The 11,865-nt window shown below is 66.3% G+C and carries 11 protein-coding genes and 7 tRNA genes; 7 read left to right on the forward strand and 11 right to left on the reverse strand.

Annotated elements, in window-relative coordinates; all coding sequences use genetic code 11:
- From C7C56_RS05870 to C7C56_RS05880, 3 genes are all read left to right on the forward strand, one after another.
- Positions 1–763: PEGA domain-containing protein (locus C7C56_RS05870; protein ID WP_146204300.1), on the forward strand; the 763-nt coding region annotated here is incomplete at its 5' end.
- An 18-nt stretch (positions 764–781) separates the two neighbouring features.
- The gene (locus C7C56_RS05875; protein ID WP_106756544.1) at positions 782–1,201 is read left to right on the forward strand and encodes a TssQ family T6SS-associated lipoprotein; all 420 of its coding nucleotides are present in this window, start codon (positions 782–784) and stop codon (positions 1,199–1,201) included.
- A gap of 317 nt (positions 1,202–1,518) precedes the next feature.
- Positions 1,519–2,538, forward strand: a complete 1,020-nt coding sequence (locus tag C7C56_RS05880) for a hypothetical protein (RefSeq protein ID WP_106756545.1) — start codon at positions 1,519–1,521, stop codon at positions 2,536–2,538.
- Between the two features lie 87 nt (positions 2,539–2,625).
- On the opposite strand, the gene C7C56_RS05885 is transcribed toward C7C56_RS05880, so the two are convergent.
- Complete coding sequence (locus C7C56_RS05885) at positions 2,626–3,201, reverse strand: elongation factor P (protein ID WP_106756546.1); 576 nt, start codon at positions 3,199–3,201, stop codon at positions 2,626–2,628.
- Positions 3,202–3,335: 134 nt separating this feature from the next.
- Positions 3,336–4,541, reverse strand: a complete 1,206-nt coding sequence (gene earP / locus C7C56_RS05890; RefSeq protein WP_106756547.1) for an elongation factor P maturation arginine rhamnosyltransferase EarP — start codon at positions 4,539–4,541, stop codon at positions 3,336–3,338.
- A 330-nt stretch (positions 4,542–4,871) separates the two neighbouring features.
- Between earP and C7C56_RS05895 the strand changes: the two genes are divergently transcribed.
- From C7C56_RS05895 to C7C56_RS29635, 4 genes are all read left to right on the forward strand, one after another.
- Entirely contained in the window at positions 4,872–6,029 is a 1,158-nt protein-coding gene (locus tag C7C56_RS05895; RefSeq protein WP_229458185.1) for a hypothetical protein, read from the forward strand.
- Between the two features lie 73 nt (positions 6,030–6,102).
- Positions 6,103–6,363 carry a hypothetical protein gene (locus C7C56_RS05900; protein ID WP_106756548.1) on the forward strand — a complete coding sequence of 87 codons (261 nt, stop codon included), beginning with the start codon at positions 6,103–6,105 and terminating at the stop codon, positions 6,361–6,363.
- Positions 6,364–6,398: 35 nt separating this feature from the next.
- Positions 6,399–7,331: an Ig-like domain-containing protein gene (locus tag C7C56_RS29630; protein WP_229458187.1), complete on the forward strand. Its 933-nt coding sequence runs from the start codon at positions 6,399–6,401 to the stop codon at positions 7,329–7,331.
- Between the two features lie 3 nt (positions 7,332–7,334).
- Positions 7,335–8,561, forward strand: coding sequence for a S8 family serine peptidase (locus C7C56_RS29635; RefSeq protein WP_307719027.1), 1,227 nt, complete (start codon positions 7,335–7,337; stop codon positions 8,559–8,561).
- Between the two features lie 96 nt (positions 8,562–8,657).
- Here the strand turns inward: C7C56_RS29635 and C7C56_RS05910 are convergent.
- The 9 genes from C7C56_RS05910 to C7C56_RS05950 form a co-directional block, all read right to left on the reverse strand.
- Positions 8,658–8,733: transfer RNA gene (locus C7C56_RS05910), tRNA-Glu, on the reverse strand.
- A gap of 70 nt (positions 8,734–8,803) precedes the next feature.
- Positions 8,804–8,879 (reverse strand) — tRNA-Glu (locus tag C7C56_RS05915).
- Between the two features lie 71 nt (positions 8,880–8,950).
- Positions 8,951–9,026, reverse strand: a tRNA-Ala gene (locus C7C56_RS05920).
- Positions 9,027–9,151: 125 nt separating this feature from the next.
- Positions 9,152–9,227, reverse strand: a tRNA-Glu gene (locus tag C7C56_RS05925).
- 71 nt (positions 9,228–9,298) lie between these two features.
- Positions 9,299–9,374 (reverse strand) — tRNA-Ala (locus C7C56_RS05930).
- Positions 9,375–9,499: 125 nt separating this feature from the next.
- Positions 9,500–9,575 (reverse strand) — tRNA-Glu (locus C7C56_RS05935).
- 100 nt (positions 9,576–9,675) lie between these two features.
- Positions 9,676–9,751, reverse strand: a tRNA-Ala gene (locus C7C56_RS05940).
- Positions 9,752–9,815: 64 nt separating this feature from the next.
- Complete coding sequence (gene gltX, locus C7C56_RS05945; protein WP_106756549.1) at positions 9,816–11,210, reverse strand: glutamate--tRNA ligase; 1,395 nt, start codon at positions 11,208–11,210, stop codon at positions 9,816–9,818.
- Between the two features lie 253 nt (positions 11,211–11,463).
- The coding region (locus C7C56_RS05950; protein ID WP_146204301.1) for a response regulator at positions 11,464–11,865 on the reverse strand (402 nt) is incomplete at its 5' end.

Raw genomic sequence — 11,865 nt, forward strand, 5'->3', positions numbered from 1 at the left:
GCAGGCCGCGCCGGCGCGGCCTGCGCCGGCCGCCGCGGCGGGCGCCCCGCCGCCCCCCGGGCCCAAAAAGGCGGCCCCGCCGCCGTCCCGGAACACCCCCGCGAAACGGGCCTCGCCGTTCACGCCGACGCGCATGGCCGTGGCGCTGGTGGCGCTGGCCGGCGTCGGCGCCGGCCTCTTTTTTGTGATGGGCAGCGGCCCCAATCCGGTCAATATGGCCCAGCAGCAGGCGGCCCCCCCGCCCGCCTACGACGAACCCGAGGTGGCGCCGCCCGAACCGGCGCTCGACGCCGAGGAGCTGGCATGGAACAAGCTAGAGGCCACGCTCTCGGCCACGCCCGACGCCACGCCCGACGCAAACGCCGCCCGGCTGGGCGCATTCCTCGAGCAGTACCCGGCCGGCACCCACGCGCCCGCCGCGCGCGCGCGCCTGGCCGAGCTGCAGCCGCCGGTGGCAACGCCGGCGCCGGCGCCGGCGGTCCCCGCCCCCGCCGCGTCCGCGGCCGTGCCGGACGCGGCGCCGGCCGCGCCGGCCGCCGAGCTCTCGGCCAACTACACGCTGGCGATCAAACCGTGGGGCACCGTCTACGTCGACGGCAAGGAGCGCGGCGTGACCCCGCCGCTCAAGCGCCTTGCCCTGAGTGCGGGAAAGCATCAGATTCGCGTGGTGAACCCGAACTTCCCCACGTTCACGATGAACGTGAATATTACCTCCAAGAAAGGCGGCACGGTAGCGCACGATTTTTCGGCGGCGCGCAAATAAACCCATTAAAATTGCGGTATGAAAATATACCGACACCTCGCCGCCCTTCCCCTCCTCGCCAGCGCAGCCCTGTTCGCCGGTTGCGCCAACCCGCTCGCCGGCCTCAAGGCGGAAGCGGGCAAGCCCGTGCGGCCGGGCGCCGTTGCGGCCGACCAGCTCGCGCTGCGCCAGGGCATCGAGCTCTACAACGATGGCAAGTACAACGAGGCCATCAAGCGCCTGAGCGGCAACGAGATCAACGGCGCCAGCGCCAAGGAACTCCAGCTCGACGCCATCAAGCACATCGCCTTCAGCTACTGCGTCACCCAGCGCCAAGCGCTGTGCAAACTGCAGTTCGAAAAAGCGCTCAAGCTCGATCCGGCATTCAATTTGGCGCCGGGCGAGATCGGCCACCCGCTGTGGACCCCGGTGTTCCTGAAGACCAAAAAGGGAAAATGAATTTTTAACCGCAGGCATGAGCCAAATCGCCCGCCTTTCACGCATTACATGGTGATGGCACGGCGCACTGGCCCGACAAGACGGGGACCGGCGCCATGCGCGGTCGCCGTTTTTTTTCGCCTGCAGTTTTTCACTTCCCCCTAGGAGGCTGTCGGACTTAGGGAGTCGAAGCGAAAAAAGTGCCGGGTGAGGACAGATTTTGACGATTTCGCAGTGCCAATAGCGAGCTATTGGCCGAGAAAGCGGCGAAATATGGACCGCCCGACACTTTTTGCAGCCGACGATCCTAAGTCCGACAGCCTCCTAGGAGTCACACCATGGTCTGCAACAAACTACGCGCCGCCGCCGGCGCCCTGCTCATCGCCGCCACCTTCCACGCCCACGCCGCCGACGAGCCGCTGCGCGCCGACGCCGGCTTCAAGCCGGCCGAGATGGCGGCCACGCTCATGCGCCCGGACAACAACGCCGCCACCGTCAGGGGCATCAAGCGGCTCGCGATCACCGCCTTCGACGTCGAATTCGTCACCAAGGGCTCGGCCGCGGCCAGCGCCACGGCGATCGGCAGGAGCGGCACCGCGAATGTCTCGATGACGGTCACGCTCAAGGGCGTCGACGACCCCGATTTCCAGGCGATCGTGGCCCAGTTGTATGCCGACTTCGTGCGCGAGGTGAAGGCGGCCGGCATCGAGCTGGTGCCGACCGAGACCATCATGGCCTCGGCCGCCTACCGCAAAATGGCCGCCGGCGGCAAATCCTCGCCCCACAGGAAGGGCGGCACCGAGCCGGCCACCGTGGTCGCGCCCGAAGGCCGCCCGATCATGGGGCTGAGCCTGGCCGTCAAGGGCGGCGGCCTGGCCGCGCTGGCCAACTTCGGGGCGGTCGCCGGCGGCGTCTTCAGCGGCGTCGAGTTGCAAAAGGAGCTAGACGCCACGCTGGCGCAGGTGCGCATGGTGGTGCGTTTCGTCGACCTCAACAAAAGCAGCTCGGGCTTCCTGAACCGCATCTCGGGCGAGGCCAAGGTCAGCGCCCAGGTCAACCCGGCCATCGCGGCGGGCGACACCAACCTCAATTTGCAAAGCGGCGCCGGCGGTGAGCGCTTCAGCCTGCAGCGCGCGCTGCTGCTCGACGGCGGCGCGATCCCCGAACTCAAGGACACCAGTTCGGTGGCGGGCAACGTCGGCCTGGCGGTGTTGTCGTTCGCGATCGGCAAAGGGGGCTCATCGAGCGTGGTGGAAAAGGAGGCCGTCGCCGACCCGGCGCGCTACCGCGCCGTGCTCGGGGGCGGCCTTGGCAGCGTCGGCAGCATGATGGTCGAGCAGTTGAAAACCCTGCGTTGAAGTGCCGGCGCGGCGCGCCGCGCCAACCCGTCCGGGCAAAAAAAAACGCTGCCATCAGATGGCAGCGTTTTTTTATCACGGGCGCTTTTAGTTGCGGACCACGCGCTTGTATTCATTGGTGCGGGTGTCGATTTCGATGACGTCGTCGGTGCTCACGAACAGCGGCACTTGCACGGTGTGGCAATGCGCTTCGATCGCGTTCTCGATCTTGGCTTCCTTGAGGACGTTGCCCGAAGTGTTGCCCTTGACGGCAGGCTCGGAGTAGGCGACCTTGCGCGCGATGGTGGTCGGCAATTCGACCGAAATGGCCTTGTCGTTGTAGAAAACGGCTTCGCATTCCATGCCGTCTTTGAGGTAGTGCAGCGCTTCGCCGAGGTTTTCTTCTTCGATTTCAAACTGGTTGTAATCGGCGTCCATGAACACGAACAGCGGATCGGCGAAATACGAATAGGTCACCGGCTTTTTATCGAGGACGATGACGTCGAATTTGTCGTCGCCGCGGAACACGTTTTCGGCGGGGCTGTCCGTCAGGAGGTTTTTCATCTTCCATTTGTAGGTGAAGCCCGTGCGGCTCGAACCGTTGACGTCGGAGCGCAACACGATCATTGGCTTGCTGTCGACCATGATGATATTGCCAACGCGAATTTCTTTTGCAGGTTTCATAAAGAGTGTACGTAAAAAGTGGGTTGCATGAAAATCATCTGTCGCCCGCTGGCGGGAAGCGCCAGCAGCTCACGTTTGATTCGAGTAAAAATACGGTAGAAATTAACCGAGCATTTTACCCTATATTTGCGCCATCACGAACCAGGCGCGGCGGCAAACGCGAGCAAATTGCCGGCCAGATCGCCGTTTTCGCGCATTTGCCGCCGCCACGCCCGGGCGTGCGGCGCCAGTTCGGCCATTTCGGCGTCGAATCGTTTCCACAGCAGCGGCCAAGCGGCCGGCGCGTCGGGGCGCGCGGGCGGCGCCCCGTTCCAGCACAAAGAAAAATCGGAGAGCGCGGCCAGGCCCGGGGATAAAACGGCCGGCGTGGCGCCGGCATAGCGGCCCAAAAAGGCGCGCAGTTTTTTATGGTGCAGGTTTTCGTCCTGCGGATAAATATGCCAGATGAACGGCCTGCCCGCCCATTGCGCGCGCACGAATGAATCCTCGCCGCGCACGAAATTGAGGTCGCACGCCCACAACAGCTTGTCGTAGTCCGGCTGGGAGACGAACGGGATCACGCGCACCGTCAGCGCCCCGCGCGTGCGGGCAGCGCCGGCCCCCGCCCCGCCTTCAAAAAAATCGTGCAGCGCGGCCGGCGCCACCCCTTCCGGGACCAGGCAGGTGAGCGCGCGCGCGCCGTCGCGCCAGGCGCCAAACAGCGCCGCCACCGGCGCGTCCGGATAGCAGAACAACGAGACCTTGGTCGCGGCCCGCTCGGCCGCGTCCAAGCCAAGCCCCGCGAGGAACGCCGCCACGCCCGCCGGCTCGGACTGGAACCGTTCGCGCCGCGCGTCGAGCCCGGCTTCGCGCAGCAGCCCCCCGGTCTTGCCCGTGAAGCCCGGAAAAAAGAAGTGCTTGGTCAGCGGCAGGCGCGGATGGGGCGACGGCAGCGTGTGGCAGCCCTCGACCCACTCCTCGGCGCTCAAGCCTTCGAGGTTGAGCCAGACCGGCCGCGGCGTGCATTGCGCCATGGCCGCGATATAGCCGGGAGGAATGTCGCAGGCGAAGAATTCGATGACGATGCCGGCCACCTCGTGCGGCGCGAACACGCCGTGCTGGTCGCGCCAGTGCCGCACCGCGACCCCTTCGAGCATCTGCGCCGCAGCGCCTTGCGCCAGCGCGGGGCAGATCCGCTTGAAGCTGGCAAGGTCGTCGACCCACAGGGTCACGGCCACCCCGTGCTCGTGCTGCAACTGGCGCGCGAGGCGCCAGCAAATGCCGATGTCGCCGTAGTTGTCGACGACCCTGCAGAACAGCGCCAGCGTGCGTGCTTGTGTTTTGTTGGTTTTGTCGGACATGGGCACTCGGGGGCAATCGGGCGCGAGGTCGGCGCCGGGGCAGTTTCGGGCCGCCATTTTAACGTACTTCCTGACGTATTTCCTTTTCGGCGGCCGGGTTGCCGGGCGGCTGCGCCACTTCTGCTCGGCGTGCGATGGATAGCAAGATGAGCAAAACTTCAAGCCCGCGCGCGTGTCCAAAATTCTCCCAACGGGAGCGCGCATGGCGTTCAGGAACCGGCACCATGCACGCGGGAACCGAATGGGATTTTCGTCCGGCACCGCGTTGCGTGCCGGACGCCTTAGGCACAAGGGAAGGCAGTCGCCGTCAACTAACATATGGAGAAAGTCATGAATGAGTTTCAGCAATATGGATATGGCCAGCAACTCGCACCACAGGGATTTTTTGGCGGCATGATCGGCGCGCCACTCGGCGGCATGATCGGCAAGGGCATCGGGGGCCTGTTCGGCGGCTCCAACCTGGGGCAGCAGATCGAGCAGATGGCCGGAGGCATCGGCGGCGCGATCCTGCCGTTCGGCGCGGACCCCGTTGCGGCGGCGTACGCGCAGCAGGCACAGCAGCAACAACTGCAGCAACAACTGCAGCAGCTGCAGCAACAGCAACTCCAGCAGCAGCTCCAGCAACAGCTCCAGCAACAGCAGCAGATGCAGCAAGCGCAACAAGGGCAGCAGGGCCAGCAGATGTCGCCGCAGGGCTGGTTCGGCAACCGCATCGGGCAGGTGGGCCAGCCGCTGGGCGGCGCGATCGGCGGCCTGTTCGGGCAGCAGGGGGTCGGCAGCGCCATCGGCGGCGCCGCGGGCCAGTTGGGCCGTATGCTGCCCTTTTCGGCCGATCCGCTCGCCGCCGCCTACGCACAGCAGGCGCAGCAGGCGCAACTCGCGCAGCAACAGCAACTCAATCCCCAGGGCTGGTTCGGCAACCTGATCGGCCAGGTCGGCCAGCCGCTCGGCAGCGCCATCGGCGGCGCCTTCGGACAGGGCAGCCTGGGCGGCACGATCGGCGCCGCCCCCGGCCAGCTCGGCCGCCTGCTGCCGTTCGGCGCCGACGCCGGCGCCATGGGGGCACAAGCGGGGGCGCAAGCACCCCAGCAGCAACTGCAGCAGCAAATCCAGCAGATCCAGCAGCAACTGCAGCAACAGCAAATCCAGTTCGCGCAACTGGCGCAGGCGCTGGGGCAGCAGGGGCAACAGGGGCAGCAGGGGCAGATCAGCCCGCAAGGCTGGTTCGGCAATCTGCTCGGCCAGGTCGGCCAGCCGCTCGGCGGCGCGCTCGGCGGCATGCTCGGCAACTCGGGCCTGGGCAGCACCATTGGCGGCGCCGCCGGCCAGCTCGGCCGCATGCTTCCGTTCGGCAGCGATCCGCTCGCCGCCGCCTACGCGCAACAAGCCCAGCAGGCCCAACAAGCCCAATTCGGCCAGCCTCCGCAGTTCGGTCAGCAGGCGGGCAACTACAACACCGGCTACCAGGGCCAGCAAACCCTGCACTGATACCCGCCGCAGGCGCATCGGCGCAGACCCGTCCGGCCCCGGATGGGTTTGCGCCCCCCCCAAGGAGAGCGACATGCCCCCGTTGCACACAGGAGCCGACAAGGCCCGTTACCTCGTCCGCGCCGTCGGCGACGCCGTCTCGCTCGCCGAGTTCCTCAACATTGTCCGCGTCGACCCGGAGGTCGACATCGTCAGCGAGATCGGCCCCAAGCACGCGCCGCACACGGTGGTGCTCGAGATGAGCTCCGCCAAAGCGCGCGCACTCGAAGAAGGCTTCAGCAAATCCCATCAACTCATGATCGAGCCGGACCGCCCGCTGTCGCTGTTCGACTAGGCGCCGCAGGCCCGACCCGTCGCAAAGGAAGTCATATGGCCAAGTCACCCGATGGCGGACCAGCCGGTTCGTCAGAATTCCCATCACAGTTCGACGAAGCACCACAGCAAGACAACCCCGAGCGCCGCACCGCACCGCGCGGCGGGGGCGCGCAGCGCAACGCGGGCGGCGCGAACACGCCCGCGTCGGCCGGCCCCGACGCCGCCGCGCCCGCGCCAGCGCCTGCAGCCCAGTCCCAGGACCAGGGCCGGCACGTCGGCGAGCGTAAAAAGCGTTTCCTCGTGGCGCCTCGGCAAATGGCCGATGGCATGCACATGCTGGGCGTCGCGCCCTTGCAGTTCGGCGCCGTCGAGCAGGCTTTGCGCAACAGTCCCGACATCGAGGTGGTCGACAAACTGGTCGCCAAGAACACCATCGGCGCGTTTTCCGACGGCATGGGCGGTGAACGCGCAGTGCTCGTGGCGCGCATGACCGACAACAAGGCGCGCCAGTTGCATCAGCAGGGACAAGGCCAATTGCTGGTCGAGCGCGACCAGCACCTGGTCCTGCACGAGCCCTTCCTCGCGGCGCCTGGCATGGTCACCGGAATGCTTGCGCCGACCGGCGAGGCCAGCACCACCGTCATCACCGTGCTGGGCAGGGACGGCGCGCCGCTGGCCGGGGCCGAGGTCACCTTGTTCGGCAACCTGCTGCCGGCGACCGCCGTCACCGACGACAACGGCCAGGCGCAGGTGCGGTTGTTCGGCGAGACCGGCGACGCCGTGCGCGGCCTGTACGTCAAGCCCAAGTCCGACCACTGGAGCTTTTACCAGCGCGACCCCGACCTGCGCGCCGACGAGCCAAACGTGGTGGGCCTGCGCGCATTGTCCGAATGGCCGCCGTTGCCCGGCTTCCCCCAAAAACCGGGCTACGGCTGGGGCCAGAAGGCGATGCGGCTCGACCAGCTGCTGGCCAGCCACCGCGGCTAGGGCATCAAGGTCGCCGTGATCGATTCGGGCGCGGCCACCACGCACCAGAACCTGCAACAGGTGCGCGCCGGCTTCGACATCATCCACAAGTCGAGCAAGCCCGACGGCTGGAACCAGGATTCGCTCGGCCACGGCTCGCATTGCACGGGCGTGATCGCCGGCGCCGACATCGATTCGGGCCTGCGCGGCTTCGCGCCCGACTGCGAGATCCACGCCTGCAAGCTGTTCCCCGGCGGCCAGATCAGCCAGCTCATCGAGGCGCTCGAATACTGCATCGAACAACAGATCGACGTGGTCAACCTGAGCCTGGGCGGGGCCGAGCCGTCCGAGGCGCTCGAGCAGCAGATCGTGCGCGCCAAGCGCGCCGGCATCGCCTGCATCGTCGCCGCCGGAAATTCCGGCGGGCCGGTGCAGTACCCGGCATCGTCGCCCAATGTGCTCGCGGTCGGCGCGATCGGCAAGCTCGACGAATTCCCGCCCGACAGCTACCACGCGCAGACGCTGACCCAGAGCGTCGACGCCAACGGCTTCTTCCCGGCCAGCTTCAGTTGCTTCGGGCCGCAGATCGCCGTGTGCGACCCCGGCGTGGCGATCCCCTCGAGCGTGCCGCCCGATAATTTCGCCGCCTGGGACGGCACCTCGATGGCCGCGCCCCACATCACGGGACTGGCCGCGCTGGTGCTGGCCCACCATCCCGACTTCCAGTCGGCCTACCGGGCGCGCGGGCCCGAGCGGGTCGAACGCCTGTTCCAGATCATCAAAATGAGCGCGCGCGTTGTCGGCCTCGGCGGGGCGACGCGCACCGGCCTCGGCCTCGGCCTGCCCGATGTGCTCGTTGCGGTCGGCCTGCAGGCGCCGCCGCAAGCGCTGGCGCAACAGCAGGCGCAACAGCGGGCGGCCATGCCCGGCGCAGCGATCGGCGGCGCGTTCGGCGGCGCCGGCCTCGGACAAGGGTTTGGGCAAGCGCTCGGGCAACCGTTCGGGCAAGGGTTTGGACAAGCGCTCGGGCAAGGGTTTGGACAAGCGTTCGGGCAACAGTTCGGACAAACCGGCGGCCGCGCGATGGCGCCGCTCGCGTTCGGCGGCATGGGGATGGCGGACGTCGATCCGAACTGGGCTGCCTACGCGGCATTCGTGGCGCCGGTGCTGTATCCACAGCAAATGGGCCAGATGCCGGGAGTGCCGTTCGGAATGCCGCCGCGCGGCTTCGGACCGGGTGGCTGGCAGTAAAAAGGCGAAAAAAAACCGAAAAGAGCCAAAAAATGGCCGAAAAAAAACCGGAGCACCTATACGCGCATGCGCGTTGGTCTGCTCCGGTTCTTCAACTGGCGTCCCCAAGGGGATTCGAACCCCTGTACTCACCGTGAAAGGGTGATGTCCTAGGCCTCTAGACGATGGGGACAGAAAACTGTCCTGCGGCGACTGCATCACCGCGGCCCAAGCAACGTTTGCACGTTGCGCACTACGAATCCTGGCGTCCCCAAGGGGATTCGAACCCCTGTACTCACCGTGAAAGGGTGATGTCCTAGGCCTCTAGACGATGGGGACCTTGAACTGCTGCCTGCTTGTCGGCTAAATTGTAAGGCTAAAATTGCTGTGAAACCTACTGCATCTTCGATTGGTGGAGGTAAGCGGGATCGAACCGCTGACCTCTTGCATGCCATGCAAGCGCTCTCCCAGCTGAGCTATACCCCCGTCGGCGAAGAGCAACAGTACCAACAAAAAACCCTGACGAATCAGGGCGTTCAGCGGCACCAAACTGCGCGTTTTGCGTCGTGCGCCCGGCTTGCTGCGACCGTTCCGGCGTACCACGCGAATCCTGGCGTCCCCAAGGGGATTCGAACCCCTGTACTCACCGTGAAAGGGTGATGTCCTAGGCCTCTAGACGATGGGGACCTTGAACTGCTGCCTGCTTGTCGGCTAAATTGTAAGGCTAAAATTGCTGTGAAACCTACTGCATCTTCGATTGGTGGAGGTAAGCGGGATCGAACCGCTGACCTCTTGCATGCCATGCAAGCGCTCTCCCAGCTGAGCTATACCCCCGTCGGCGAAGAGCAACAGTACCAACAAAAAACCCTGACGAATCAGGGCGTTCAGCGGCACCAAACTGCGCGTTTTGCGTCGTGCGCCCGGCTTGCTGCGACCGTTCCGGCGTACCACGCGAATCCTGGCGTCCCCAAGGGGATTCGAACCCCTGTACTCACCGTGAAAGGGTGATGTCCTAGGCCTCTAGACGATGGGGACCTTGAACTGCTTTTTTTACTGCTTTTTTTACCACTTTTGCTTACTACTTTTTTTACCACACCCTGGCGAGGGGCTGCCGCTTTTTCGTTTTTCTTCGATTTGGTGGAGGTAAGCGGGATCGAACCGCTGACCTCTTGCATGCCATGCAAGCGCTCTCCCAGCTGAGCTATACCCCCGTCCGGCGAAGAAGCAGAATTATAGCCTACGCACTTGCATTATGCAAATAGCGAATCCCCTAAATTACTGAGATTTTTCAAGCCGCGCCAAAACAGTCTCGCGGCCCAGCAATTGGATCACCGCGTCGATGGCCGGGGTCTGCAACTGGCCCGTCAGGATCAGGCGCAGCGGCATCGCCATTTGCGGCATCTTGAGCGCGTTGGCGGCAAGCACCTCCTTGAGCATCGCGGCGATCGCCTCCTTGCTCCACTCGAGCGTGCGGCAACGTTCGTGGAACTGCGCCAGCGCCGGCTTGACCGCCTCGGTCAGGTGCTGCGCCATCAGGGCCGGGTCCGGCTCGGGCGTGCGGTAGAACAACATCGCGGCCTCGGCCAGCTCGACGACCGTGTTGGCGCGCTCCTTGAGCAGCGCCAGCACGCCGGCCAGATCGGGCGCGCCGTCGAAGGCGGCGCCCTTGTCCTCCATGAACGGGCGCGCCAGCGCGGCCAGGCGCGCGTTGTCGGCCAGCTTGATGTAGTGGTTGTTGAGCCAGTTGAGCTTCTCGTGGTTGAATTGCGCCGCCGACGCCGTCAGGTGCTCGAGGTTGAACCACGCGCAGAACTGCTCCATCGAAAACACTTCGTCGTTGCCGTGGCTCCAGCCCAGGCGCGCCAGGTAGTTGAGCAGCGCCTCGGGCAGGTAGCCCTTGGCCGGGTAGTCCATCACGCTGACCGCGTCGCGCCGCTTCGACAGTTTCTCGCCCTTGTCGTTGAGGATCATCGGCAGGTGGCCGTACAGCGGCAGCGGCGCCCCGATCGCACGCAGGATGTTGATCTGGCGCGGCGTGTTGTTGACGTGGTCGTCGCCGCGCAGCACGTGCGTGATCGCCATGTCCCAGTCGTCGACGGCGACGCAGAAGTTGTAGGTCGGGGTGCCGTCGGGGCGCGCGATGACGAGGTCGTCGAGCTCGCGGTTCGAGATCGTGATGGTGCCCTTGACCACGTCGTCCCAGCTGACGTCGCCGTCTTGCGGGTTCTTGAAGCGCACCACCGGCTTGCGCCCGGCCGGGACCGGCGGCAGCGCCTTACCGGTGTCGGGGCGCCAGGTGCCGTCGTAGCGCGGCTTTTCGCCAAGTTCGGTGGCACGCTCGCGCATCGTCTGCACCTCGTCGGGCGAGGAGTAGCACAGGTAGGCCGTGCCCGCCTCGAGCATCTGGGCCACCACCTCGCGGTAGCGTTCCATGCGCCGCATCTGGTAGAACGGGCCCTCGTCGTGCCCGAGGCCGAGCCACTCCATGCCCTCGATGATCGCCTGCACCGCCTCGGGCGTGGAGCGCTCGAGGTCGGTGTCTTCGATGCGCAGGATGAAGGTGCCGCCGAAGTGGCGGGCGAACGCCCACGAATAGAGCGCCGTGCGGGCGCCGCCTAGATGGAGGTAGCCGGTCGGGCTGGGGGCAAAACGGGTGCGGACGACGGTCATGGCATGGCTGCGGGGTGGCCGCATAATGTGTAAAGCGCCATTTTACCGCGTCCGCGCGCGCGCCCGGGCCGCCGCCGGGGCGGCTTTGTGCTCAGAGGCTGAGAGTTTTTCGGACGTGCCCGAGCAGCGCGCCAGAAGGTGGCCGATCGAGGCGCAAAGCACAGCCATAGCCCGGGCTATGGCGAGCATTTGCAACGACGAGCGGGCGCTTTCCGGCGGGATGAAAGGGCATGGTCGAAAGACTCTCAGCCTCTCAGGCGGGCGCGCCGCCTCCGGGCCGGGCCAGCCGCGCCACCAGCGCGACCAGTTCGCCCTGCTCGACCGGCTTGGTCAGGAACGCCTGGTAGCCGGCGCCAAGCGCCCTGCGCCGGTCCTCGGCGCGCGCGAACGCGGTCAGCGCGATGGCAGGCAGCGCGCCGCCCCCGCCGGCGCCGAGCGCGCGCACGCAGCGGATCAGCTCATAGCCGTCGACCTTCGGCATGCCGATGTCGCTGATCAACAGGTCGGGCCGCCCGCGCGCCAGCAGCGCCAGCGCCTCCGCCGCCGAGGCCGCGCCGAGCACGCGCGCGCCGCATTCGTGCAGCAGGCGCACCAGCAGCGCCAGCGTGTCGGGCTCGTCGTCGACCGCGAGCACGGTCAGGCCCGCCAGGTCGGC

Source organism: Massilia glaciei (assembly GCF_003011895.2).
Classification (GTDB): Bacteria; Pseudomonadota; Gammaproteobacteria; order Burkholderiales; family Burkholderiaceae_D; genus Telluria_A; species Telluria_A glaciei.